General features: G+C 67.4%; 24 protein-coding genes and 1 riboswitch. Of the genes, 11 read left to right on the top strand and 13 right to left on the bottom strand.

Features of this window, described 5'->3' with window-relative positions; translation table 11 throughout:
* Nucleotides 1–906: 906 nt before the first annotated feature.
* The gene (locus tag GTV32_RS19605; RefSeq protein ID WP_161061731.1) at nt 907–1,653 is read left to right on the top strand and encodes a hypothetical protein; all 747 of its coding nucleotides are present in this window, start codon (nt 907–909) and stop codon (nt 1,651–1,653) included.
* Nucleotides 1,650–2,033 (top strand): hypothetical protein, encoded by a 384-nt coding sequence (locus GTV32_RS19600; protein ID WP_161061730.1) that lies wholly within the window; start codon nt 1,650–1,652, stop codon nt 2,031–2,033. The genes GTV32_RS19605 and GTV32_RS19600 overlap by 4 nt, the downstream gene beginning before the upstream one ends.
* Nucleotides 2,034–2,105: 72 nt before the next feature.
* Here GTV32_RS19600 and tilS read toward each other — a convergent pair whose 3' ends face one another.
* From tilS to dacB, 3 genes are read right to left on the bottom strand one after another with little or no spacing between them, the layout of a single operon-like run.
* Complete coding sequence (gene tilS / locus GTV32_RS19595) at nt 2,106–3,056, bottom strand: tRNA lysidine(34) synthetase TilS (protein ID WP_161061729.1); 951 nt, start codon at nt 3,054–3,056, stop codon at nt 2,106–2,108.
* Nucleotides 3,035–4,201: a zinc-dependent metalloprotease gene (locus GTV32_RS19590; protein WP_237421595.1), complete on the bottom strand. Its 1,167-nt coding sequence runs from the start codon at nt 4,199–4,201 to the stop codon at nt 3,035–3,037. The genes tilS and GTV32_RS19590 overlap by 22 nt, the downstream gene beginning before the upstream one ends.
* Nucleotides 4,198–5,541 (bottom strand): D-alanyl-D-alanine carboxypeptidase/D-alanyl-D-alanine-endopeptidase, encoded by a 1,344-nt coding sequence (gene dacB / locus GTV32_RS19585; protein WP_161061727.1) that lies wholly within the window; start codon nt 5,539–5,541, stop codon nt 4,198–4,200. The genes GTV32_RS19590 and dacB overlap by 4 nt, the downstream gene beginning before the upstream one ends.
* 179 nt (nt 5,542–5,720) lie before the next feature.
* Here dacB and GTV32_RS19580 point away from each other — a divergent pair, with 179 nt between their 5' ends.
* A complete protein-coding gene (locus GTV32_RS19580) occupies nt 5,721–6,233 on the top strand; it encodes an inorganic diphosphatase (RefSeq protein ID WP_161061726.1) in 513 nt (170 codons plus the stop codon).
* A 259-nt stretch (nt 6,234–6,492) separates the two neighbouring features.
* Here the strand turns inward: GTV32_RS19580 and GTV32_RS19575 are convergent, their stop codons facing one another.
* Both GTV32_RS19575 and GTV32_RS19570 read right to left on the bottom strand, forming a co-directional pair.
* A complete protein-coding gene (locus tag GTV32_RS19575) occupies nt 6,493–8,193 on the bottom strand; it encodes an MDR family MFS transporter (RefSeq protein ID WP_161061725.1) in 1,701 nt (566 codons plus the stop codon).
* Complete coding sequence (locus GTV32_RS19570; protein ID WP_161061724.1) at nt 8,190–8,696, bottom strand: MarR family transcriptional regulator; 507 nt, start codon at nt 8,694–8,696, stop codon at nt 8,190–8,192. Before GTV32_RS19570 ends, GTV32_RS19575 begins: the two co-directional genes overlap by 4 nt.
* Before the next feature lie 176 nt (nt 8,697–8,872).
* Here GTV32_RS19570 and alc point away from each other — a divergent pair, with 176 nt between their 5' ends.
* Nucleotides 8,873–9,856: an allantoicase gene (gene alc / locus GTV32_RS19565; RefSeq protein ID WP_237421957.1), complete on the top strand. Its 984-nt coding sequence runs from the start codon at nt 8,873–8,875 to the stop codon at nt 9,854–9,856.
* A gap of 96 nt (nt 9,857–9,952) precedes the next feature.
* Here the strand turns inward: alc and GTV32_RS19560 are convergent, their stop codons facing one another.
* From GTV32_RS19560 to GTV32_RS19550, 3 genes are all read right to left on the bottom strand, one after another.
* Nucleotides 9,953–11,227, bottom strand: coding sequence for a hypothetical protein (locus GTV32_RS19560; protein ID WP_161061722.1), 1,275 nt, complete (start codon nt 11,225–11,227; stop codon nt 9,953–9,955).
* Nucleotides 11,228–11,361: 134 nt separating this feature from the next.
* Complete coding sequence (locus GTV32_RS19555) at nt 11,362–11,817, bottom strand: hypothetical protein (protein ID WP_161061721.1); 456 nt, start codon at nt 11,815–11,817, stop codon at nt 11,362–11,364.
* The gene (locus GTV32_RS19550; protein ID WP_161061720.1) at nt 11,814–13,151 is read right to left on the bottom strand and encodes an aminotransferase class V-fold PLP-dependent enzyme; all 1,338 of its coding nucleotides are present in this window, start codon (nt 13,149–13,151) and stop codon (nt 11,814–11,816) included. Before GTV32_RS19550 ends, GTV32_RS19555 begins: the two co-directional genes overlap by 4 nt.
* 17 nt (nt 13,152–13,168) lie before the next feature.
* Nucleotides 13,169–13,282, bottom strand: a riboswitch (SAM riboswitch).
* Nucleotides 13,283–13,362: 80 nt separating this feature from the next.
* On the opposite strand from GTV32_RS19550, the gene GTV32_RS19545 reads away from it, so the two are divergent.
* Nucleotides 13,363–14,469: an isochorismate synthase gene (locus tag GTV32_RS19545; RefSeq protein ID WP_161061719.1), complete on the top strand. Its 1,107-nt coding sequence runs from the start codon at nt 13,363–13,365 to the stop codon at nt 14,467–14,469.
* Between the two features lie 166 nt (nt 14,470–14,635).
* The gene (locus tag GTV32_RS19540) at nt 14,636–16,246 is read left to right on the top strand and encodes a DUF222 domain-containing protein (protein WP_343287395.1); all 1,611 of its coding nucleotides are present in this window, start codon (nt 14,636–14,638) and stop codon (nt 16,244–16,246) included.
* Here GTV32_RS19540 and GTV32_RS19535 read toward each other — a convergent pair.
* Genes GTV32_RS19535 through GTV32_RS19525 form a run of 3 tightly spaced genes read right to left on the bottom strand, consistent with a single transcriptional unit; the run spans nt 16,231 to nt 18,298 of the window.
* Nucleotides 16,231–17,430 carry an O-succinylhomoserine sulfhydrylase gene (locus tag GTV32_RS19535; RefSeq protein WP_161061718.1) on the bottom strand — a complete coding sequence of 400 codons (1,200 nt, stop codon included), beginning with the start codon at nt 17,428–17,430 and terminating at the stop codon, nt 16,231–16,233. The two genes, GTV32_RS19540 and GTV32_RS19535, sit on opposite strands and share 16 nt — an antisense overlap.
* Nucleotides 17,427–17,840: a rhodanese-like domain-containing protein gene (locus GTV32_RS19530; RefSeq protein WP_161061717.1), complete on the bottom strand. Its 414-nt coding sequence runs from the start codon at nt 17,838–17,840 to the stop codon at nt 17,427–17,429. Before GTV32_RS19530 ends, GTV32_RS19535 begins: the two co-directional genes overlap by 4 nt.
* Complete coding sequence (locus GTV32_RS19525; RefSeq protein WP_161061716.1) at nt 17,837–18,298, bottom strand: hypothetical protein; 462 nt, start codon at nt 18,296–18,298, stop codon at nt 17,837–17,839. The genes GTV32_RS19530 and GTV32_RS19525 overlap by 4 nt, the downstream gene beginning before the upstream one ends.
* A 113-nt stretch (nt 18,299–18,411) precedes the next feature.
* Here GTV32_RS19525 and GTV32_RS19520 point away from each other — a divergent pair, with 113 nt between their 5' ends.
* Complete coding sequence (locus tag GTV32_RS19520; protein ID WP_161061715.1) at nt 18,412–19,452, top strand: ABC transporter substrate-binding protein; 1,041 nt, start codon at nt 18,412–18,414, stop codon at nt 19,450–19,452.
* A 154-nt stretch (nt 19,453–19,606) separates the two neighbouring features.
* Nucleotides 19,607–21,004, top strand: coding sequence for an FAD-dependent oxidoreductase (locus GTV32_RS19515; RefSeq protein ID WP_161061714.1), 1,398 nt, complete (start codon nt 19,607–19,609; stop codon nt 21,002–21,004).
* A gap of 103 nt (nt 21,005–21,107) precedes the next feature.
* On the opposite strand, the gene GTV32_RS19510 is transcribed toward GTV32_RS19515, so the two are convergent.
* Entirely contained in the window at nt 21,108–21,563 is a 456-nt protein-coding gene (locus tag GTV32_RS19510; RefSeq protein ID WP_161061713.1) for a hypothetical protein, read from the bottom strand.
* 177 nt (nt 21,564–21,740) lie between these two features.
* Between GTV32_RS19510 and GTV32_RS19505 the strand changes: the two genes are divergently transcribed.
* The 3 genes from GTV32_RS19505 to GTV32_RS19495 are packed head-to-tail and all read left to right on the top strand — an operon-like array spanning nt 21,741 to nt 24,744.
* On the top strand, nt 21,741–22,799 hold the full coding sequence (locus GTV32_RS19505) for an iron chelate uptake ABC transporter family permease subunit (protein ID WP_161061712.1): 1,059 nt from the start codon (nt 21,741–21,743) through the stop codon (nt 22,797–22,799).
* Complete coding sequence (locus tag GTV32_RS19500) at nt 22,796–23,908, top strand: iron chelate uptake ABC transporter family permease subunit (protein WP_161061711.1); 1,113 nt, start codon at nt 22,796–22,798, stop codon at nt 23,906–23,908. The genes GTV32_RS19505 and GTV32_RS19500 overlap by 4 nt, the downstream gene beginning before the upstream one ends.
* Complete coding sequence (locus GTV32_RS19495) at nt 23,905–24,744, top strand: ABC transporter ATP-binding protein (RefSeq protein WP_161061710.1); 840 nt, start codon at nt 23,905–23,907, stop codon at nt 24,742–24,744. The genes GTV32_RS19500 and GTV32_RS19495 overlap by 4 nt, the downstream gene beginning before the upstream one ends.
* Here the strand turns inward: GTV32_RS19495 and GTV32_RS19490 are convergent, their stop codons facing one another.
* Nucleotides 24,745–25,224, bottom strand: coding sequence for a DUF456 domain-containing protein (locus GTV32_RS19490; protein ID WP_161061709.1), 480 nt, complete (start codon nt 25,222–25,224; stop codon nt 24,745–24,747).
* Nucleotides 25,225–25,237: the final 13 nt, after the last annotated feature.

Genomic DNA, 25,237 nt, shown 5'->3' with positions numbered 1-25,237 from the left:
GCGGGTGGTGCCCACAACGGTGGTCGGGCCGAAGCATCCCCGACGATCGAGACATCCCAGCCGCGTGACGCCGCGACAACCAGCCTGGTGGCGCACCGCGCACGGCGGGGCGAACAGCACGCGCCGATCGATCGGCGCTGTACCACTCGAGTGACAACTGGGCCACCGGGGAATCTCGTGCGCCAAAGGTGGGCATCAGGCGATGTCGGCGAGATCGTGACGGACCACGTCGCGAACCGGGCACTGCGCGTGAGCCGAAGTAGCACATGGTGATTCGGTAGCAGTTCGTGGAGCATCGCGACCACGTTCGGCACCAGGCCCCGCCGCGTGCTCTGGCCGCCACAGGAACTCGTCGTCACCCGGGCGGAAGGTGTACGCGCGCCGCGTCGTCACGCAGCTGCGGGATCGTCCGCGCCCGGCCGGCCGGCTCTTCTCCGTCGCCGGTCACGGTGATGCCAGGACCCTGCCGTGCGGCTCGCCGTCCCGACAGTCCTGCTCGACGGGGGGCGGAGATCCCTCGGTTCGGCAACCGTCGTTGTCGCCGCGATCGCGGTGGCAGCCCGCTGCAGCCCAGATCCGTTGCACCACAGTCGCAACCGAGCGTCGGACCACGAACTCATGTGCCGATTCCGTGTTCGTGCGCCGGCAGCGGTGCCCGGGCAACCGTCATTTACTCGCTCGACGATTCTGCCTTTCCTCCCCACGCGACTGTTAGATTCCTCATGCATTGTCTGGAATGCTCGGGTCGCCTCCTGAATGGCGCCCGACCAACTGTCGGGAGATTTTGTGAGACTTTTCCGCGCCATACTTGTGTCACTTGTATTGGCTTGTGGCCTGGCAATCCCGAGTGGATTCGTCATTTCGATCGCTGCTGCCGCCCCGAGTTGCGGCACGCTGAATGCTCGGGTGCAATCCCTCGACAACGAGGCCCGGAGTTATCACCAACGCGTCGAATCACACAACGCGAAGGTGGCTCAGCTGAATGCACAACGAGGTTCGGTTGACCGACGCAATTCGGCGGCGGTGGCCGCGTGGAATGCCGCGCGGCAGCAACTACTGAATGAGGAGTACGCGCTCCAGGTCGAGGGTTCGCGAGGGCAGCAGCAAGCCTATGCCCTTCGCGAAGAAGCTCGCCAATGCGGCACACAAGGTTCGACGAAGCCGCCGACCTTCACACCGCCGTCCGGCCTGAATCCCGCACCGGATCCATCGCGCGAGCCACGGCAACCGGCACCGCCCCGCCGGAAGGCGCCGAGCCCGCAAGGTCAGCGCACCTATCCGGAGCCTCCTGCGAACTGGAAGTCGAATTGGTCGAATGGAAAGCTCGGTGATTCCCGGGCAAACGCGCTCACGCACTATGAGAACCATGGTCACGAGTTCCGTGGCGTCACTTCACCCGAACAGTATGCGGCCGTGGCAAACAACTTCCTGAAGAATCCGCCTCCGGGTACATTCCGATTCACCCGGCCCAATGGTGACATATTGTTGTACAACTCCGGGACGAACACATTTCTTTCCGCCACGCAGTCGGGTCAGATCAGGACGATCTTCAAACCAAACGATCACCTCGACTACTGGCTGTCGCAACTGCGAGGATCCCCGGGTGCCCTACCCAGTATCATCAGCAAGAATATCGGGGATGTACTGGGATGAACACGAAGGCGGGTGCCGTGGACAATGACGAGTTGATCCTTCTCGATCTCACGAGTGCTGAGCGTGACTTTCTCTTCCACGGTCTGATCGAGTGGGGCGGTCCGGGCAGGATGTCGGATGCGTTGGCGATTGCCATCGGATTCGATGACGCCGAGGACTTCCGCGCATCCAAGGGCGTTCTGGCGGATGCGATCCTGGACGGCACGGGACTCAGCGCACAGGATTGGCGGCGTGCGCTCGCCGCCGCGGAAATCTGCTTTGCGAGTGACACTCTGGGCGTGGGCCTCGAGTGGGAGGACGTCGGCGTCACCTCAGATGAGGTGACGTTCGAGGCGATGCGCTCCGTGCAGATCAAGGTCACGACGCACCACATCGCGTAGGCGTCGACCCCTATCCGATTTCGTAGCAGCAATCCGCGACTGGCGCGGATTGCTGCTACGTCGTCGTACCGGTCAGCGTTCGACGAGACGCGCCGTCAACCGCTGTCCCGCCCGGACCACCACCCGCCGAGCGCTCGGGTCACCGCCGACGGCGACCTGCGCGCGTGAGCGCTCGTCGGTGACGAGATCGTCGACCGCGCAGATCACCCGATGGGTCGGTTCGGTGGCACCGATCTCGAGCAGCCACCGTCGCACGACGCGCGTCCGCACCGCGGCAGGCAGACCTCGGATGCCGGCCGCGTCGAGGCCGTCGTCGCCGACGACCGACCGGTACCGATCAGCAGCCAGTTCATCGAGAGCCTCGTTGTCGGCGCGCACCGACGATGCGGTCCGGCCCAACGCCTCCACCACACCGCCGTGCAGCACGTCGTCGAGCAGCGGCAACACCTCGGCACGCAGCCGGACCCGGGTGAACCGGGGATCGCGGTTGTGCGGGTCGTGGTGTGGACGCAGCCCGAGCTCGGTGCAGGCGGCGAGCGTCTGGGCTCGGCGGATGCCCAGCAGCGGGCGTCCCCACGGCGGATTCCACGGTCGCATGCCTGCGATGGAACGCGCGCCCGACCCGCGGGCGAGCCCGAGGAGCACGGTCTCGGCCTGATCGTCTGCGGTGTGCGCGAGCAGGACCGGGGCGCCGTCGCGGGCGTCGTCGAGAGCGGCATAACGCGCCTCACGTGCGGCCGCCTCCGGACCGCCGGTCCAGCCGACCTGCACGGGGAGCACCGTCGCGTGGGCACCGAGCCCTCGGGCGGTCTGCGCGGCATCGGCGGCGACGTCGTCGGAGCCGTCCTGCAACGCGTGGTCGACCACCAGAGCCCGCACCGACAGTCCGGCACGAACCGCACAAGCGATGAGCGCCAACGAATCCGGGCCACCGGAGAGTCCGACGCACACGTCGGCACCGGGGTCGAGATGGGTCGCGGCGAACTGCGCGACCGCCCGGGTCACAGCACCCGTTGCATCCATACCCGCGGCTCGTCGATCTCGTTCGGACGCGGCATGGTCTCCGGTGACGTCCAGATGGTGTTGAACGACTCCATCCCCACCGCGCCCACCACCTCGTCGACAAAGGCCTTGCCGCGCACGTACTGCGCGATCTTGGCGTCCATGCCGATGAGCGCACGGATGATGCGCTGCACCGGATTACGCGGGGCGGCGCGACGTTTGTCGAAGGCCGACCGAATGGTCGCCACGGTCGGCACATGTACCGGACCGACCGCGTCCATGACGTGATCGGCATGGCCCTCCAGCAACGTGCCGAGCATCATCATCCGGGTGAACGCCTCGTACTGTTCGGGCGTCTGCAGTAACTGCATGGCACCGAGCACGCCCTTCTCCCGTGGATGGTCGTCGGAGCCGCGCAGCGTGGAGGTGATCCGGGCGACGATCTCGCTGGTCGACTCACCGGATTCCGACGTCAGGATCTCCAGATTGTCGATCATGTACTGGCGCAACCAGGGATTGGCCGAGAACTGCACGCGGTGGGTCACCTCGTGCAGACACACCCAGAGCCGAAAATCGCTGGGCACCACGCGAAGTGAACGCTCAACCGAGATGATGTTGGGTGCCACCACCATCAGCACCCCGGGATCGCCGGTGTCCGGGTCGGGCGTGAACGGGTCGTACTGGCCGAGGATGGCTCCGGACAAGAAGGCGAGCAGGCCGCCGGCCTGCAACCCACCGGCCTTGGCGGAGAACCCGGCGAGAGCACCCTCGATCGCGTTGGACGATCCGCCGTCGTCAGGGTCGGTCGCATCCGATCCGCTCGCGCCGAGCATCGACTGCATCGACTGCGCGGCCGCGTCCACCCATTCCTTACGGTCGAGGATGCGTGTGGTGGGCACCCGCAGGCCGTCGGCCAGACCGGTCACCTCGCGGACCGGCGCCTCGGCACGCGTGGCCGCGTCGGCGAGTTCTTTGTAGGCGACGTCGAGGGTGTACGCGGTGGTCTTGGGCCCCGGGCGTGCCAGACGCTTGCCGGTGGCGGCCGCCAGACCCCAGTCGATGCGCGCGCCGATCGACTCGGATTCCTCGCGATCACGGTCGGCGAGACCGTCCCCGGTCAGATCATTGCTGCTCAGATCGTTGCTGCTCAGCTCGCTGCTGGTCATCGGCACCCACATTCCCTCAGCTCGCCGGCCACATTGTCGAGCGCGGGCCGGGCATCGGCCGGTGAGGTCCCGCCCGACATGAGCGCGAACGAGAGCACCCGGCCGTCGATGGTCTGGACTATCCCGGTCAACGAACTCACGCCGGTGAGGGTTCCCGTCTTGGCGCGGACCCAGCCCGCGCCCGGATTGGAGGTCGGGTCGAAGCGGTCCGCCAGCGTTCCGGTGCCGGCCGCCACCGGCAGTCCGTCGAGCATCGGCCGCATGAGCGGCTGCGACTCACCGCTGGCCCCGGCCATCAACTTGTCCAGCACCGATGCCGGCACCTTGTTGGCGTACGAGAGGCCCGAGGCGTCGCGCAGGGTGACCACCGACATGTCGAAACCGTGTTCGGCCAGCGTGCTCTTGACGGCGGACACACCGCCAGCGAGTGATGCCGGACCGCCCCTGGCCACCGACAATTCCACCGACAGCGCCTCGGCCAGCACGTTGTCGCTGTAGCGGAGCATGTCGTTGACCCGTGTCACCAACGGCGCCGACGTCACCGACGCGACGGTCTGCGCGCCGGCGGGTGCGGTCTGCTCGGTGACCGGAGCATTCACTCCGAGGGCCTTGGCGAGCGCCTCACCTGAGGTGATGGCCGGATTCTCGACCCGCGGCGAGTACTCGTCGAGCGGTTCGATCCGGCCGCCGTCGGCGATCAGCGATTCGATGGGCGTGATGTCGCCGCCGGCGATGTCACCCTTGTCCCAGGTGCTGTCCATGGTGGGTCCGGTGAACGCGCTCGTGTCCACGGCCACCGACGTCACCGGGATGCCGGCTTTGCGGATCTGCGCGGCGAGGTCGGCGATACGCGGTGCGTTGGTATAGAAGGTGTCGGCACCCCGCGGCTGGGCCGAGAGTGTCGGGTCGCCCGCACCCTTGAGGATCACCTGGCCGCCGGCGCCGACCACGACCGTCGTGGTGAGGCGTTTCTCATGCGGCAACGCGAGCAGCGACGCGCTCGCCGTCAGGATCTTGGCGTTGGACGCCGGCACCCGCGGCTGGGTGGGGCTGTCGGACCACAACGTCGCGCCGGTGAGGGCATCGCTGATCTGCCCGGTGAACTGGCCGAGCGCCGGGTCACGGACCGCCTGCGCGATCTCGCCGCGCACGCCCGCCGGGGTCGGTTCGGGGGCATTCGCCGACACCGTCTTGATCTGCGGGTTCACCGCGATCGCGGCCGGCTGAGGAGGGATGCCCGGGGGAAGTTGGTCGGCGTCGTCGAGCTTGAGGGCCACCGCGACCGAGCCGACGGCGACCAGTGCGAGGACCACCACCGAGATGATCGTCCACAGCATCATGCGCCTGGTCGACCTGCGCTGTGCGCCCACAGAACCTCCGGATCGCTGCCTCGGGGTCCGGCCCGGCCCTGACCCCTCTCGACTTCTCACAGTATCGTTGAGGCGATCTGCGCAGGCGACCCAGCAGTAGCGTCGGGCCGGTTGCGATCACCACCAGCGAACACTTGCCAGGAGGAACCGTGGAATTCGATGTGACCATCGAGATCCCCAAGGGCGGACGTAACAAGTACGAGGTCGATCACGAGACCGGAAAGGTCTATCTCGACCGTTACCTGTACACCTCGATGGGTTACCCGGCCGATTACGGGTACGTCGACAACACGCTCGGCGAGGACGGCGACCCGCTGGACGCGATGGTGCTGCTCCCCGAGTCGGTGTTCCCGGGCATCATCGTCAAGGCCCGCATCGTCGGCATGTACACGATGACCGACGAGGCCGGCGGCGATGACAAGCTGCTCTGCGTTCCGGCGGGGGACGTGCGCTGGGATCACATCCAGGACATCGGCGACGTCAGCGAGTTCGAGCTCGGGCCGATCTCGCACTTCTTCGAGCACTACAAGGATCTCGAGCCCGGCAAAGAGGTCCAGCCCGGCGGTTGGGTCGGCAAGGACCAGGCCGAGAAGATCGCCCAGGAGGCCATCGACCGTCTGAAGGCGCATCCGACCGAGGCCAACGAGCCGTCGCGCGGCTGACCCTTACCGCACCTCGCCCCTCTCGCCGGTCGAGTAGCCCGCGAGCGCGGTCCGTCGCCACTCACGCGGGCCGGGTGGGCGAACGCGGGCCGGCTGGGCGAACGCGGGCCGTCGACGGCCCGCGTCATCCGAGCCCACCCGCGCCACCGGAGACCGCCCGCGTCACGGGGACGAAAAGCGCCGACAGCAACCTGCGCAGGTTGCTGTCGGCGCTTTTCGTGTTGCTGTCGACGAGTTTTCGATCAGAGGTGGGGCGAGGTCAGGCTTTCGCGTCCTCGGGCGCGCCGATCGGCTTGCCCCGTCGCAGCGGCAGTTCCTTCCACGTGACCGTGCCGACGATCGCGAGCAGCGACAGGATCGACACCGAGAGGAACACGCGGTCCATCGAATCGGCGAAGCCGCGTTTGATCGGCTGGGCCAGCTCGGTGGGAAGCTTCTCGATCACCGACGTATCGCTCATCACGCTGTCCGACGACCCGGAGCCCGCCCCCGGATTCTGAGCGGCCGCGATCAGCGACTTACCGAACCCGCTGACCTGTGGGTCACTGCTCTGCGCAGCCTGGACCACAGCCGTGCGGTACTCGGGTTGCGATGCCGCCGAGGTCATCTCGTCCTTGATGTTCGGGCCCATGAAGGAGAACAGCAGGGAGAAGAAGACCGCGACACCGAGCGTGCCACCCATCTGCCGGAAGAACGTCGCGGTGCCGGTGGACAGCCCCATGTCCTTGGGCGGCAAGATGTTCTGCATCGCCAGCGTGATCGGCTGCATCAGGTTGCCGAGGCCGAAGCCCAGCAGCGCCGCCATCAGCATCACCAGGTAGACCGGGGTCTCGGTGCCGACCAGGTGCAGCAGGAACGTGGCCGAGGTGATCAGCGTCGCACCGATGATGGTGAAGATCTTGTAGCGCCCGGTCCGGGAGATCAGCTGGCCCGACAGGATCGACCCGGTCATCAGGCCCAGCACCATCGGCAGCATCTGCAGGCCGGCCACCATCGGGCTCGACCCGCGCAGCACCTGGAAGTACTGCGGCAGCATCGAGATGCCACCGAACATGACGGCACCGATGATGACGGACACCACGATGCCCTGGCTGAACACGCGATTCCTGAACACCCGCAACGGGATCAGCGCTTGGTCGCCCATCTTGTTCTCGATCCAGATGAACGCCAGGATCCCGATCACGCCGATCGCGTAGCAGAGCAGCGCCAAACCGGAGGTCCAGCCCCATTCACGTCCCTGTTCGGCGACGATGAGCAGCGGCGCCACGGCCACCGCGAGCGCCGTCGCACCCCAGTAGTCGGTGCGGCCGCCGACACCCTTCTGCTGGTCGTAGTTGAGCACCTTGTAGACCACGAACAGCGCGACGAGACCGATGGGCACGTTCACCAGGAACACCCAGCGCCAGCCGGAGACCCACAGGATCGACGCCTGGCCGGCGAACAGTCCGCCGAGGACCGGACCCAAGACGCTGGACGTGCCGAACACGGCCAGGAAGTAACCCTGGTATTTCGCACGTTCACGCGGCGGCACGATGTCGCCGATCGTGGTGAGCGCGAGCGTCATCAGACCACCTGCGCCCAGGCCCTGGAAGGCTCGGAACGCGGCGAGCTCGTACATCGACGTCGCGATACTGCACAGCAGCGAGCCGACGATGAAGATCGAAATGGCCAGCAGGAAGAACGGTTTCCGGCCATAGAGGTCGGACAGCTTGCCGTACAGCGGCGTCACGATGGTCGCGGTGACCAGATAGGCGGTGGTCACCCACGCCTGCATGTCGTAGCCCTGCAGGTCGTCGGCGATGGTGCGGATCGCGGTCGAGACGATGGTCTGGTCGAGCGCCGCGAGGAACATCCCCATCATGAGGCCCGCGAGGATCGTGAGGATCTGACGATGCGTCAGCCCGGCCCCCGCAACCTCGTCCGGGGCCGCCTTCTCGAGGGCGGCCGTTGATTCTGTCATGCCTTTCCTTTCACAAAGTCTGCGATCGTGCGCGGCGCCTCGTCGCCCTTGGCGCACGGGGGCGCGATGACCGATTCGGCGGCGTCGACGAACCGGCTCAGCAGACGCACCAGCGTCCAGAGCTCGTCGTCGGTCCAGTCCGTCATCGCGTCGTCCATCGCGGTCCGGCGCACCATCCGCATCGCCTCGACGCGTTCGATTCCGGCGTCGGTGATCACGAGCAGGGTCGCGCGGCCGTCCGCCGGATCCGCCTCACGCCGGACCAACCCGAGGTCGACGAGCTGCGCGACATGGCGGCTCACCGTCGAAGGGTCGGCGTTGAGGCTCTCGGCGAGCTCGCGTGACCGCATGGATTCGCGGGCGAGGTGGAAGAGACCTTTGAACGCAGCCGTCTCGAACTCCCCGTCCGCCGTCTTGAACGTGGTGTGGGCCGCCCGGTCGCGGAGACGCATGTACCGGGACAGCACATCGAACAGATCGTCGACGGCGTGTTGATCGAGCATGCGCGTCCTCCCCGAGATCGGATTTTACTTTCCCTTTGCAATTAGTTGCTGACTGCAATTAGTTGCCGTCCGCAAGTATGCGCTCGACCGTCGCGCGCATGCAACCTGGCCTACGATCAGAACCCGTGACTCCCCAACCGCCGGCCTCCACGGGCAACCGCCCGCATTTCACTTCCATGCCTGACCTGGCACTTCGCGAGCTCGGAGGCGCAGTCGTCTGGACCAACGACGACTTGTTCGCGGAAGCGCAGAACCTCATCAAGACGGCGCCCGCGCAGTATCAGCCGGCAACATTCGGCCACAAGGGCCAGGTCTACGACGGCTGGGAGACGCGTCGTCGGCGCCGCGATGGCGTCGATCAGGCCATCGTGCGTCTGGGCGCACCCGGTGTGATCTACGGCGTGGTGGTCGACACGTCGTGGTTCAAGGGGAACTATCCGCCGTTCGTCTCCGTGGAAGCGGCCGCCGTGGAAGGCATCGTCTCCGTGGAGGAACTCCTCGACGACGTCGAGTGGGTGACGATCGTCGAGAAGACCGCCGCCGACGGTGACACCCGCAACCCGTTCAAGGTCGACGCGAAGGATCGCTTCACCCACGTCCGGCTGACCATGCATCCAGACGGCGGCGTCGCCCGCTTCCGTGTCCACGGACGCGGCGTGCCCAATCCGCACTTCTTCCGGTACGGCCACTTCGACCTCGCGGCACTGGAGAACGGCGGCCTGATCACCGCGTGTTCCAACATGTTCTACGGCTCCCCCAACAACCTGCTGATGCCCGGCCGGGCGCGCAACATGGGCGAGGGCTGGGAGACCTCACGGCGTCGCGACGATGGCAACGACTGGGTTCAGGTACGTCTGGCCGGACGCGGTCAGGTCAGTCTCATCGAACTCGACACCAGCTACTTCCTCGGTAACGCGCCGGGCGCCGCGACGGTCCGCGGTCGCGACGGCGAGGACGGCGAATGGTTCGAGATGTTGCCGCGCACCGAATTACAGCCCGACACCCGACACCGGTTCGTCATCGACCTCGACCGCCCGGCGACCGAGGCCCGCCTCGACATCTATCCCGACGGCGGGATGGCCCGATTCAGGCTGTACGGGACACTGACCACCGACGCCGAGGCCGACCTGATCGAGCAGTGGGAACGCGGCGAGGCCTGAGGGCGCGAGACAGGTTGCTCTCGGCGAGATCTCGGTTGCTCTCGGCGAGATCTCGGTTGCCGTCGGCGGGATTTCGGTTGCCGTCGGCGGGAGGGGTCAGGAGATGCTGACCTTGGTGTGCGCCACCGCATCACCGAGGATCTGGTGCAGGTTGTAGATCGGCCGGTGCGATTCGAACTGTGTCTCGTACGGAACCTTCAGCTGCGCCACCAACTGTCCGTACCGGTTGTCGACCATGTCCCGGTAACGCGGCAGGAGTTCGGTCGTCACGTACTTCCACCGCAGGTCGAACTCCGACCAGTCCCAATCCGGGATCGGGGTGGCGATGGAGAGCGTCCGACCGTCGGGTGTCCGGCCTCGATAGGTGTAGGAGATGAAGTCGCGCAACGCCGGAACCCCCGCAACCGACGGCGAACCGGCGAGCGTCATGGCATAGGTCAGCGCCGAGCCGACGCCTGCCGATCTGCGATAGTTGCGCACGTTGTCGAACTGCCAGCCGACGACGTCGTACTGTTCGCGGCGCAAGAGCGTCCCGTTGCCCTTCGAGACCCGGGCGGGGTTGTCGGACGCGATGTCTCGCCACGCGGCCGCCACGGCATCGTCGACGATGCCTGCGCGGCGGAACTCCTCGATCCCGTCGAGACCGTCCTTGACGAACGCGACGTGCATCGGCATGAGATCGGAGAAGATCGCCTTCTGCATCACCAGGATCTGCCGCGAGAACCACGCCAGGTCTGCCGGGGTGATCTGGTCCGCGTGGTAGGCGAGGTTGCGCAGGCCCTCGGGGAACTGACCGATGATGCCGGGACCGGCGACCTGGGTCGCCTTCTCGATGATCTGCGCGGCCAGCGGCTGCAGCCCCCGGATGCCGTAGATGTCACCGGCGAGAACGACATCCGCAGTGCCACCACCGAAGTCGGCGCCCACCATGCCTGCCATACCCGCCCACTGCAGATTGCGATGGGCGATCTGGAAGTTCTCGTAGTAGCGGTAGCCCTTGATCATGGTCGAGCGGGTCGCGTGGAACCCTTTGGCCGGATCCCAACCGGCGAGGTCGATTCCGGCCCCGGTGGTCGCCTGCACGAGCCGATACTGGAACAGCAGTGCCGCATAGCGTTTCGGGTCGACACCGCTCGCGCGGGCATCGCGGACCAGCCGGCTGAGTTCGGTGAGATCGGTCGGCAGCGCTCGATTCACGCCGCCGCCGTACTGATCGGCGAACCGATTCGTCAGCGGCAGATCGAGATAGCGCGTCACGGTGCTCGCCTGAGCCGGCGCCGCCAGCGACACACCACCGATCAGCGCTCCGATCACAGCGACGATGGCCACGGCCAGACGGCCGGTGTGCGACACGGCGATTCCCCGATTCATGCTCCCCCTCCGCCGGTCATCACCTACGACCGGGTCGGCAGAACCGTACTGACGAGTAAGAAGCAGTGTCAACACAGAGCGGGGTGAGACGAAACACAGGACAGGTCTCACGCCGGGCAGTCAACGGCACAGACTCAGGCGACACGCCCTCGTGCCGGATCCAGCACGGGAAGTACCTGCTCACGGACCCGGGCCGCGGTGACCGGGCCGTCGAGCGGCACGACGATGACCGCGTCGGCGATCTCGGCCACATAGATGTCACGGATCAGCGAGACCAGCCCATGCGGCGTCCCGACGTATCGGATCGTCTCCGGCTGGTTGACCGCTGGTGCCCGGCCGGGCTCCGCCGAGGCACGCGCAGACTCCGCGTGCGGGGCGATGGCCGCCTCCACCTCAAGCGCGACAACGTAGTTCGCCTGATCGTTGACGCCGGCGCGCAACAGCAACCGTGCCCGCTGCGCATCACGCAGGGTCGGCCGCCGCACCACGATCGGGAACGCCGCCGCCTCGATCTCGCCGGCGAGCGCGACCCGCAGCGCCGGCCGGCCTATGCTGATCGTCGACGACGGGCGCGCGTATTCGATGCTCATCGCGCCCTCGCTCGCGTGGTCAGTCTCGACAGCGCGTCGACGAGCCGGTCGATGTCGCCGGAACCGGTGCCGACCCCGAAGCTCGCCCGCACCGCACCGGCCGGAAAACCCAGCCGATTCACCAACGGATGCGCGCAGAACTTGCCGTCACGAACGCCGATACCCGCACTCCGACTGAGGAACTCGGCCACCTCCCGTGGCGGGCACCCGTCGACGTCGAATCCGGCGATCCCCACCCGGTCGGTGGCGTCCTCGAAGATGCGCAGCTGCGTGATGCCCTCGGTGGCCGCGAGCCCGTCGTCGAGGCGGGCGCGCAGCAATTCTTCGTGCAGCCCGATGTTCTCGAATCCGACACTGTCGAGCGCCTCGCACGCCGCCGCGATCGACACGGCGCCCAGCACGTTCGGCGAACCGGCCTCGTGGCGGGCCGGCCCCGCGTGCCAGTCGATCGCGGCATCCGCGTCGCGGTCGCCGAGGGCAACACGTGCCGACGCGCCGCCACCCGCCAGGTAGGGCTCGGCGTCGTCGAGCCAGTCCGGACGTCCGATCAACACGCCCGCCCCGAACGGTGCGTAGAGCTTGTGACCGGAGAAGACCAGGTAGTCGACGCCGTGACCGGCCATCGAGATGCGGCGATGAGCGACGAGCTGGGCGGCGTCGATCAGGATGCGTGCGCCGTTGCGGTGGGCGATCGCTGACAACCGACCGATCGGCAGCACCTCGCCGGTGACATTGGACGCCGCGGTGACGGCGAGCAACGAGGCGGGCGCCGCCGCGAGTTCGGTCTCCAGCGCGGCGAGCGTGTCGTCGATCGTCGCGCACGCGCGCACCACCCGGGCCCGCGACGACCCGTCACGGTCGGGCGCGCACCACGGCAGCAGGTTGGCGTGGTGCTCGATGTCGAGCACCACCACGTCGCCACGGGTCGCGTGCGCAGCGAGGTTGATGGCGTCGGTGGTGCCGCGGGTGAAGACCACCGCGTCGTCGGCACGCGCCCTGACGAATCCCCGGATCACCTCACGAGCCTGCTCGTACCGGGCAGTGGTGACCTGCGACAGATGCCCTGCGCCGCGGTGCACGCTCGCGTACTGCGACAACGAGCGCGTGACGGACTCCGCCACCGCCGCCAACGCGGGTGCACTGGCCGCGTAGTCGAGGTTGGCGTAGCGAACCGTCTCGCCGGTCGCCAGCGGTACGCACTCGTCGGCGCCGACGACCTGCGCCAACGGCGGGATGGCGTGGGCGCCGAGTTCGGCGACGTCTGGGTTGGTGAAGGGCGCTGGGTTGGTGAAGGGCGCCGGGATGTTGAAAGGCGTCGAAAGGACAGCAGTCATGGCAATAGCTCCTGAGGAATCCGCACTTGCCGTGATCACTTCGAGCACGGCCGGGTCGTCACCCGGAGCACCCCACCGCGGTGGAGGGTTGCCGGCCAGCGAGCCGGGGCTTGTCACTGGCACTCATGACCCACGTCAAGGTTCACCCATCACGCCTCGACGTGTCAATTTTCACTCACCGCGCACAAAAGCCCGGCGGTAGCGTGAAGCCATGGTCATCTCCGACGCCGACGGCTCGGATCCCTACGTCTTCATCCTGTCGCGACCGACGGGATCGGTGGTGGGGAGCGGCGTTCGTCGCGGATTCGTCGACGCCCGCGCCGCCGCCGAGGCCCTGCGCGCCGGCGCGGTCGAGGCCGTCGTCGGCGCGGTCCCGTTCGACATCGACGATCCCGCCGCACTGATCGCTCCCCGCACACTCCGTCACACGTCGCGACCGGTGGCCGGATCGAAGCCGGCACCGCACCGCGTCACGTCGATGTCGCTGCACCCCGATCAGGCAATCCATCGCGAGCGCATCGAACGCGCGATCAAACAGATCGCCGACGGCGAGCTGGACAAGGTGGTGCTGGCGCGGTCGGTGGATGCCACCCTCGACCCCGCCGTCGACGTCGACGGTCTCATTCATGCTCTGGCGCATGGCAATTCCGAGGGGAATGCCTTCGGTGTGGATGTCGGGGCGTCACGCGGAAGTGGCGGATGGCTCGTCGGGGCGAGCCCGGAGTCGTTGGTACGCAAACAGGGCCGCACGGTGACGTGTCATCCCTACGCCGGGTCGGCGCCGCGGTCAGCGGATCCGGCGGTCGACCGTGCCGCCGCGGACGGTCTCGTCGCCTCGGCCAAAGACCTGACCGAGCACGCATTCGTCGTCGACTACCTCCGGGACCGGCTGTCCCCCCACTGTGTCGAGCTCACCGTCCCGTCGTCGCCGCAGCTGCGCTCGACCGGCGAGATCTGGCATCTCGCGACACCCATCCGCGGCACCCTCCGCGACGACACCATGACCGCGCTCGACCTTGCGCTGTTGCTGAGTCCGACCCCGGCGGTCTGCGGAACTCCCAGTGACCTTGCCGCCCAGTTCATCCGGGAGGTCGAGGGGGAACGCGGCCTCTACGGCGGAACGATCGGCTGGTGCGACAGCGCCGGCGACGGCGAATGGATGGTGACCATCCGCTGCCTGGAACTGACCGCGGACCGGCACAGCCTGCGCACCTGGGCGGGCGGTGGGATCGTCGCGCAATCCGAACCGGGCTCCGAGGTCGACGAGACGACCGCCAAGTTGCGGACGGTGTTCAACGCACTCGGGATCGACCCCTGATCCATCTCGTCCCGAACTTGTCGTACCCCTGCCCTACATTGGTGTGTGCAGGGCCGATGTGAGGAACTGAATCCGGCCTGGCTCCTTGTTCACGCCGGCGGGCCTGGTCCTTCTCGAGATGATGCGGGCGGCCTGTCGCGATGTCCGTTCTCGAGGAAGGCATGTGGTGTCAGGTCCGTCGTGGTCATTGTCGTCGTGGTGGCGCGGCAACTCACCGTGGCCGGATGTCGCACCCCTGTTCACCGGCGGTGTGACAGCCGCCGAGATCATCGACGCCGACACCAACGACCTGATCGGCAGCCTGGTCTCGACGCAGCGTGGCCGGTCGTTCCTGGCATGGCAGGACTACCAGACCGCCGTCGAGCTGCATGCGCGGATCGTCGGAGCGCAGCCGGATCCGCATGCGCTCTTCCTCAAGGACGGCTTCGCCGATTGCGCCGCCCGGCTTGCCTACGCGCTGGGTATCGGTCAACCAGCAGCCGAACAACTGCTCAACCGGGCCCTCGCCCTCCGTGACCGGCTCCCCGAGGTGTCCGCGCGACTGCGCGACGGCCGGATCACCGAGCAGTTGGTGCGGACGATCATCTCGCGCACCGATCTGGTCGACGGGCGCGAGTGCGCAGGCGCCGTCGACGCCGGGATCGCCGCCGCGCTCGATTCGCACTCCGGGGCGTGGTCGCTGCATCGGTTGCGCACCATGGTCGATCGCATCGTGTTCCGTCACGATCCCGACGCGGTGCGTGAACAACGCCGCAAGGCCCTGGATGCGCGGGGGATGTGGACCGAGCCCAAAAATGATGGCACCGCCGAACTGTCGGTGATCATGGCCGCCGAGAACGTGCGGATCGCCGCCGTCGCGGTCAAGCAGTTGGCGGCCGCGGTGTGCGAGGAGGATGGCCGTACTCGGCAACAGCGCGCGTCGGATGCCGTGTTCGCGCTGCTGACCCGCACACCGTTCGAGTGTCAGTGCGGACGCGACGGATGCCCGGCCGAGATTCCCGAGGCCACCACCGCGATCGGACCGGTCGACCCCAAGGTGGTCATCCATGTGGTCTGTGACGACTCCACGCTCTCCGGGGACGCCCAACGGCCGGCGTTCATGGCCGGCCACGGCGTGATCAGCGACGAGCACCTCCGCGCCCTCGCCGCCCGCGCGGACACCGTCGTCAAGCCGATCGTGCCAAAGGGCACGTCGGAGAATCCGGACGGATCCTTCACGCTGCCTGCCCATCTGCCCTCAGACCCGTACCGGCCATCGACCGCGCTGGAGACCTTTGTGCGCGTTCGCGACGGTTTCAGCGTCATACCGGGGAATTCGACGTCTGCGTTCGATGCCGACCTGGACCATGTGGTCGAGTTCAACCACGCCGATCCCCCGACGGGTGGGCTCACGCTGCCGGACAACCTCAATGCGAAGGACCGCTTCGGCCATCTGCTCAAGACCTTCGGTCACTGGGTCGACGAACAGCACCGAGATGGCTGGTCGGGAAGGCTGCGCACCACCTTCACCACTCCCGAGGGGCTGCAGATACCCGGCGACGCCGAGAACCTCGAAGCCCTCTTTCCCGGGCTACGCCGCATCCGGTTCACCGCACCGGCCCAGGCACCCCCGGCCGAGACCCTTGCCGACGGTGCGTTCCCCAGCAGTGACCGTCCACATCCGCCCACCCGGTCCCGGAGCCGAGTGGCAGCCAAACATGCCCGTAGACAACAAGAACGCGAACGCAACCGCCGGCGACGGGAGGCCGACGGCGAGCAACCTCAGCCCAGCGCCTGATCGAGATCGGCGAGCAGATCCTCCACACCCTCGAGGCCGACCGACAGGCGCACCACCGAGTCGGTGACGCCGATAGACGCCCGGCCTTCGGGGCCCATCGCCCGATGAGTGGTGGTCGCGGGGTGGGTGATCAACGACTTCGAGTCCCCGAGATTGTTCGAGATGTCCACCACCCGAAGCGCATTGAGCACTTCGAAGGCACGCTTCTTGCCGTCGACGCCGTCGCGATCGCCGATCTCGAAGGTGACCACCGTGCCACCACCCGACATCTGTTTGTGCGCGAGCACCTGCTGCGGATGCGACTGCAGGAAAGGATATTTCACCCATCGGACCCGCGGATCGTCTTCCAGGAACTGCGCGATGCGCAACGCCGACGCCACCGAGGCGTCGAGTCGCAGCCGCATGGTCTCGAGCCCCTTGAGCAGCGTCCAGGCATTGAACGGACTCAGCGCCGGACCGGTGTGCCGCATCAGCATCTGCACCGGGCCATCGATGAATTCCTTCTCGCCGAGCACCGCGCCGCCCATCACCCGGCCCTGACCGTCGATGTGCTTGGTCCCCGAGTACACGATCACATCGGCACCCATGTCGAGGCCGCTCTGCAGCAGCGGCGTGGCGAAGACGTTGTCCAGCACCACTTTCGCACCGGCCGCGTGGGCGAGTTCGGACACCCGCGCCACGTCGACGAGCGTCTGCATCGGATTCGACGGCGTCTCGAAGAACACCGCAGTGGTCGGCTTCGACAGTGCGGCCTCCCACTGGTCGAGGTCTTCACCGTCGACGAAGACGGTCTCGACACCCCAGCGCGGCAGGATCTCGTTGCACACCACGAAACACGAACCGAACAGGCTGCGCGCGGCGACCAGCCGGTCACCGGCCTTCAACAGCGCGCCGAGCGCGACGAAGACCGCGGCCATCCCGCTGGCCGTGGCAAAACATGCTTCGGCTCCCTCGAGCTGACGTAGCCGCTCCTGGAACATCTCGACGGTCGGATTCCCGTACCGCGAGTAGACGAATCGTTTGTCCTCGCCGGTGAAGGCCCGCTCGGCGGCCTCCGCCGATTCGTAGACGTAGCCACTGGTCAGGAACAGGCCCTCGGAGGTCTCGAAAAAGCCGGATCGATCGAGGCCGGCCCGGACCGCCAGGGTGTCGGCCGAAAGCCCTTCCGGCAGTTCCCTGCTCACGACTGCCGCCACGGGAGGTTGAGCGCGCGCCAGCCCTGGCTGCCGCGGTGATCGTTCTCGTCGAGGGCACCTTCGAAGCCGTCGAGCACGTTGTAGGCCGCACCGATGCCGTCGGCGGTGGCCGCCTCGGCCGCGCCGATCGAGCGATGACCAGAGCGGCAGATGAAGATGACCTCGTTGTCGTCGGTGACACCGGCGTCGCGCAGTTGCTCGACGAAGGCCTCGTTCGGCCTCCCGTCGGGGAACGTGGTCCACTCCACGAACAGGGTCTTCTTGCCGATCACCTCGAGGTCGGGGACCCCGACAAAGGCCCACTCGGCCCGGGTCCGGCAATCGACCAGCACGGTCTTCGGATCGTTCTCCAGTTTCTCCCACGCCTGCAGCGGCGTCAGATCACCCGAATACCTCACGACGTACACACCTTCCAGTCCCCGTCTTCACGCACCACGACCGTGTCGGTCACCTGTTTCTGGTCGGGCTTGTCATCGAAGTGCCAATGTACCTGCGCAGTCGCCCGGTCTCCCGACACCGTGATCCCGCTGATCTCGGGGATGACGATATGTCCGTTCTCGTCGAACGATTTCCGGTTCTCGTCCACAAACGTCGACTCGTCCGGGAACGCCTCCGACGCCACATCCGCGGCGCAGGTCGACTCGCGATACTTGTCGTAGTCGACCTCGTTGCGCGCGGTGTAGACGTCGTTGATCGCGTGCTGGACCTGCGCGTCGGTACTCATCCGCTCGTCTGCCGGCCGGATGAGATAGGAGATCCCGATACCCGCGGCCGCGATCACGACCACCGCCAGGGCGACCAGAACGGGCCACGCTTCCTTCCACGACCGTTCGCGGTCCTGCGCGCCCTCTGCCATGGCGGGCAGTCTATCGACCACCGGCGATGCCGAATCCGCGGGCGCCGCCGCGCGCACGGGCGCCAAGAAGTTAGGGTGGGGTAAGTTCCGACTTCCGTCGACGTGAGGCCCCCATGCGCGCAACCCGAGCACGACTCCCCCTGCCCCGTCCGATCCGCCTGGCCGCCGTGGGTCTCACCGCAGCCGCGACCCTGGTCGTCGGCGCCTGCAGTGCCCCGGAAGAGGACTCCACGGCGGCGGCGTCGATGCCGGCGGCCGAGTCCGGCGCGCTCCCCGCGACGATTCAGCACGCATACGGTTCGACGACGATCTCGAAGCAACCGTCGCGCGTGGCCGCGATGGGTGTCGGCGACGCCGACACCCTGCTCGCGCTCGGCGTCACGCCGACCACGGTGGCGCCGTTCGGCGATCCCCCGGACCGCAGCACGCCATGGAACGCCGAGCTGCTCGGCGACGCCGAACCAGTGGTCCTCCCGCAGGCCGCGGCCGACTTCGGCAGTCAGATCCCCAACGCGCTGGCGACGAATCCCGAACTGATCACCGCCATCGGTGCCGCCCCCACCCGGGAGCAGTACGACGTCCTGACCAAGGCCGCTCCGACCATCGTGCGGCCCGCGGAATACCCGAACTGGCAGATCCCGTGGGACGTCCAGACCACTGAGATCGGCCGCGCCGTCGGGCTGCCGGACGCGGCCCAGAAGAAGATCGACGAGACCGAGAAATACCTCGCCGACGTCCGGGCGAAACACCCCGAGTTCGCCGGCAAGACGGCCGCGGTGGTGTCCGGTCTTCCCACCGGCGCGGTGTCGGTCTACAGCGCCGAGGACGGCCGCGGACAGACGCTGACCGACTACGGTTTCACCTTCCCCGAATCGCTGAAACCGGCCATCACCAACGGTTTCTACGGCGAGATCTCGGCCGAGAACCTGTCGATGCTCAACGACGTCGACGTGGTGGTCGCGGTGGACTGGCAGGGCTCCAACGCACGGCTGAAGAGCGATCCGACGTGGAGCAAGCTGCCGCTCGTGACCGAGGGGCGTGCCGTCTATCTGGACCAGCAGGTGGGGAGCGCGATGTCGGTGCCCACGGTGCTGACGCTGCCGTGGGTTGCCGACCAGGCCGTCGGACCGATCTCCGAAGCGGCCAAACGCTGACACCCTGCACGGGGACAAGTGAGGTAATCCTCACAAACAGATTTTGGCCAAGCGCGTCGAACGCCTACCGTAGAAGGGATAGGCGCCGCGTCAGCGGCCACCACCAGCGACTCTCTCGCCAGAGTCACATTGAGCCACGGAAAGCACCTACTCCATGAGTGACACCAGCCGCCCGTTGCGGGTTGCCATCGTCGGTGCAGGTCCCGCCGGGATCTACGCAGCAGACGCGTTGATGAAGTCCGACACCGCGAAGGATCGCGGCGTCAGCATCGACCTCTACGAGCGGATGCCCGCCCCCTTCGGACTGATCCGTTACGGCGTCGCGCCCGACCACCCGCGCATCAAGGGCATCATCACCGCGCTGCACAAGGTGCTCGACAAGCCGCAGGTGCGGTTGCTCGGCAACATCGACTACGGCACCGACATCACCCTCGAAGAGCTGCAGGACCTCTACGACGCGGTGATCTTCTCCACCGGCGCCACCGACGACCGCGTGCTGGACATCCCCGGCATCGACCTCGACGGCAGCTACGGCGCCGCCCAGTTCGTCGCCTGGTACGACGGACACCCGGACTTCCCGCGCACCTGGCCGCTCGATGCCGAGAAGGTCGCGGTCATCGGTGTCGGCAACGTCGCGCTCGACGTCGCACGCGTGCTCGCCAAGACCGGCGACGAGTTGCTCCCGACCGAGATCCCGGCAAACGTCTACGAGGGACTCAAGGCCAACAAGGCCATCGAGGTCCACGTGTTCGGTCGCCGCGGGCCGGCCCAGGCCAAGTTCACCCCGCTCGAGCTCAAGGAGCTCGATCACTCGCCGAACATCGAGGTCGTCGTCAATCCCGAGGACATCGAATACGACGAGGGTTCGGCCGTCGCGCGTCGTGGCTCCAAGATCACCGACCAGGTCGCCACGATCATCGAGAACTACGCGATCCGCGATCCCAAGCAGGGCGCCATCCACAAGCTGTTCCTGCACTTCTTCGAGAACCCGGTGGAGATCCTCGGCGAGGACGGCAAGGTCGTCGGACTGCGGACCGAGCGCACCCAGCTCGACGGAACCGGCAACGTGAAGCCCACCGGCAAGCACACCGACTGGGACCTCGGCGCCGTGTACCGCGCGGTCGGATACCTCTCCGACAACCTCCCGCAGATCCCGTTCGACCAGCAGGCCGGCGTGATCCCGAACGAGGCGGGCCGCGTCTTCGACGAGGGACAACACCTCACCGGTATGTACACCACGGGCTGGGTCAAGCGCGGCCCCGTCGGGCTGATCGGCCACACCAAGGGTGACGCCAACGAGACCGTCGACTGCATCCTCGAGGACATGACCAACGGGGTGCTGCTCTCGCCGAGCAAGCCGTCGGAGGACGCCGTCATCGAGCTGCTCGAGGGCAAGGGCATCCCGTTCACCACGTGGGACGGCTGGTACCGGCTCGACGAGCACGAGCGCAACCTCGGCGCGGCCGAGGGCCGTGAGCGTGTGAAGGTCGTCGAGCGTGAGGACATGCTCGCGGCGTCGGAACCGCACAAGGTCTCCCGCCCCGGCAGCTGACCCGTCGTCGGCCCGGCAACCAACCCGTCGTTGCCCGCCGATCGGACCTACAGACAGCAAGAGCGGCGATCGGTTCTCCGATCGCCGCTCTTTCGCACTGTGGTCAGTTGTCCTGTCGGCGGAAGTTCTGCCAGTAGCCGAAGTTGTTCGTCAGGTTCTCGGCCTCGTTGGCAAAGGTGAAGCCCGAGATCGACGACGGGAAGCAGCCGAACCAGCGGGTCTCGATGGGGCGCACCCACCGATTCGCCTTGGCGTCCCACTTGGACATGGTCTCGCCCGGCTTGAGCTCCTTGATCCGGACCGACTTGCCGTTGATCTCGTTGAGGATCACGTTGTGCATCGTCGTGTCGCCGGCATTGCGGACCGTCATGTAGCGGTACATGTACCAGGCCTGATTCCACGGCTGACCCCACTGGCCGAAGTGGCATTCGATGCCTCCGACGAGCTCCAGGTCCCCCGGTACCGCGGCCTGGGCGGGCGTGGTGCCGGCCAACGTGCCTGCCGCGATGCCCACTGTTGCCAATACCGTGGCACCCGCGCGCTTGAGCGATGCTCTCATCAATCTCTCCTACTCCGGTGTCCTCGTGACGTTCTGGTTGGACTATCGACCCATGCCAAGCGAATCGTTACGCACCACACAGGCTGTTCACAGGTGCGTACTTCTTTCGTTATCCAAACGACACGGCGCCGCGACGCACTCAGAGGCGCCCCGAGAGACGTTGGTAAGGTTACCCTTATGCGCCGAACCACCGGGATTCTCCTGCTTGTCGCGGTGGTCGTGGTGGCGCTCTTCGCCTCCATCGCGATCGGCACGCGCCAGCTCGGTATCGGCGAAGTGATCGACGCGCTGCAGGCCGGCGGATGGCCGTCGCTGAAAGCCACGGACTTCCACGGCATCCCGTGGATCGTCCTCGAGGCCCCACCGGCTCCCCCCGGCGCGACAGACGTTTACGGCATCGTCTGGGACCTCCGGTTCCCGCGGACCGTACTGGGACTGGTGATCGGCCTGGCGATCGGCGCCGCAGGCGCACTCGCGCAAGGACACACACGTAACCCTCTGGCCGACCCGGGGATGCTCGGGGTGAACGCCGGTGCCGCATGCGCCGTCGTCGCGGGCGTCTACCTGCTCGGCATCCAGAGTCCCGTCGCATACATGGCCTTTGGACTCGTCGGCGCCCTGGTCGCGGCGAGTGCGGTCTTCGGTCTCGCAGCGCTCTCCGGCGCCAGCCCGCTGACCCTCATCCTCGCCGGCACCGGCCTGTCCGCACTGCTCCTCGCCATCACGTCGGGAATCGTGCTGTCCGACAGCGTCACCCTCGACGCCTGGCGGTTCTGGAACGTCGGCGCCACCACCGGTCGAGGGCTGGATGTGTTCTCGGCGGCGCTGCCGTTCGTCGTCATCGGCCTCGTCCTCGCGCTGGGCAGCGGCTTCTTCCTGAACGTGCTCAGCCTGGGCGACGACATGTCCAAAGCGCTCGGTTCGCGCGTCGTCCTGATCCGTGTCATGGGCATCCTCACCATCACCCTGCTCGTCGGCGCGGCGACGGCGGCATGCGGTCCGATCGTCTTCCTCGGGCTGGTGGTCCCGCACATCGCGCGCGCCATCACCGGCGCCGACTACCGATGGATCGTCCCGTATTCGGCTCTGCTGGGCGCGATCCTGGTACTGGTCTGCGACGTCATCGGACGGGTCATCGCTCGCCCGGGCGAAGTCCAGGTCGGCGTGGTCCTGGCGCTCGTCGGTGCACCGTTCCTCATCGCCCTCGTCCGCAAACGGAAGCTGGCCGCCGTATGACCACCGACATCCGGCCGGGCCCCACCCCCGAACCCGAAGCACCCCAACGCACGCGACGCCGCGTCCTGAGAGTCGGGTCGTCGTCGTGGGTCATCCGCCCCCGGATGCTGGTGACGATGGCCGTCGCGGTCGCGCTCACCCTGCTGCTGTTCCTGCTGAGCATCGGGATCAGTGACTATCCGATGAGTCCGGTCGACGTGGCCCGGGTGCTGCTCGGCGGCGGCACCCGGATCGAGAACGTCGTGGTGTTCGACGTCTCGCTCCCCCGCGCGCTGGTCTCGCTGCTGGTCGGTTTCGGCTTCGGGATGGCGGGCGCCCTCACCCAGCTGATCGCTCGTAATCCGTTGGCCACCCCCGACATCCTGGGTATCACCGCGGGCGCGAGTGCCGCCGCCGTCGCCGCCATCGCCTTCTCGTCCACCTGGGGCGCCTGGCTGGCCGGTCTCGGCGTGCCGGCCGCCGCCCTGATCGGTGGCTTCGCCACCGCGATCGTGATGTATGTGCTCGCCTGGCCGGGCCGTTCGGCGAACGTCGGCATCGACCCCTTCCGGCTCGTCATCATCGGTGTCGGTGTCACCTGGATGCTCCAGGCACTCACCTCGTACATGCTGACGCGCGCGCAGATCGCCGACGCGGCGCGCGCACAGACCTGGCTGGTGGGCTCGGTTTCCCAGGTGACCTGGTCCGACGTGTGGCCGGCCGCCATCGCGGTCGGGGTCGGCGTGGTGGCGGTGATCGGGCTGTCGCGCGCGATCGGCATTCTGGGCCTCGGCCCCGACGTCGCCCGCGGACTCGGCGTCAACGCGGGCCGGGTGACCACGTTCCTGCTGGTGATCGCGGTGGTGGTGGCCGCGCTCTGTGTCTCGGCCGCAGGCCCGATCGCCTTTGTCGCGCTGTTGGCGCCGCAGATCGCGCTGCGTCTGACCGGCACGCCGTTGCCCACACCGCTCGCCTCGGGCATCGTCGGCGGAATCCTCGTGCTCGGCGGCGACCTGCTGTGCCGCACACTCCTGCCGGGCGGCCTGCCGGTCGGCATCGTCACCGCGGCGATCGGCGGGCCGTGCCTCATCTACCTCATGATCGCGATGTCCCGAAAGGCCACGGTATGACCTCCTCAGACACGGCCACCACCGAAGCCGTCACCACGTCGCGCTTGCGCGCGTCGGGACTGCAGGTCGGCTACGACGACCGGGTCATCATCTCCGACCTCGACATCGCGATCCCCGATCAGGAGATCACCACCATCATCGGCCCCAACGGATGTGGGAAGTCGACGTTGCTCCGCGCGCTGTCGCGGCTGCTACCACCCCGGTCGGGAACCGTCTACCTCGACGACGAGGACATCAATCGGATGCGTCCGAGGGACGTCGCGCGTCGCCTCGGCCTGTTGCCGCAGAATCCTGTTGCGCCCGAGGGCCTCACCGTCGAGGACCTGATCGCGCGGGGACGTCATCCCCACCAGCGGTGGTATCAGCAGGCGTCGGCGGCCGACGAGGCGGCGGTGGCACTGGCGATGGAGCAGACGGCCACGACCGAACTGGCCGACCGCCCGGTCGACGCACTGTCCGGCGGGCAGCGCCAGCGCGTGTGGATCGCACTCACGCTCGCCCAGGAGACCGACCTCCTGCTCCTCGACGAACCGACCACCTACCTCGACCTCGCCCACTCAGTCGAGATCCTCGACCTCGTGCACACCTTGCGCACCGAGCACGGCAAGACAGTGGTGATGGTCCTACACGATCTCAATCTCGCTGCGCGCTACAGCGATTCGCTCTTCGTGATGAGAGCGGGCGAGTTCGTCGCGCACGGGCGGCCCGACGAGGTGATCACCGCCGATCTCCTGCACGCGGCCTTCGGCCTGCAGTCGCACGTGATGGCCGACCCGGTGTTCGGCGCACCCATGATCGTGCCCCTCGGCGCGCGCGCCGCAACACGGCTGCCCTGATCACCAGATCCCCGCGCCCACCAACCAGATCGCGGTGCCGAGCAGGGCCGCGAACAACTCGATGCCCATGGTGATCAACGCCGCCTTCGACGACGACACCGTGCCACGCCAGGCCGCACCCACGCTGCGCGTGCGGATGAGTTCGGCGAGCATGGCGCCCACCACGAAGCCGATGAACAGGCCGATCACCGGGATCACGAAGAAGCCGACGATGCCGAGCACGCCGCCGGTCGCGATGGTGATGTTCGGGATGCCGGCGGACCGCAACGAGCGGCCGGCGACGAAATACTTGACGAACTCGCCGAGCACGATCACCGCCGCGGCGGCTCCGAAGATCGCCCACGCCCAGCCCCCGGCGATCGCCGCCCAGACACCGATCGCGCCGAGCACCAACAGACTGCCCGGCAGCACCGGGAAGACGATTCCGAGCAGCCCGACGAGGATGACCGCCCCGACCAGCAACTCCCCACCAAGGGACATCGGGGACGGCCTA

It is taken from the genome of Gordonia sp. SID5947 (genome assembly GCF_009862785.1).
Classification (GTDB): Bacteria; Actinomycetota; Actinomycetes; order Mycobacteriales; family Mycobacteriaceae; genus Gordonia.
This window is presented reverse-complemented; position numbering and strand designations above follow the sequence as displayed.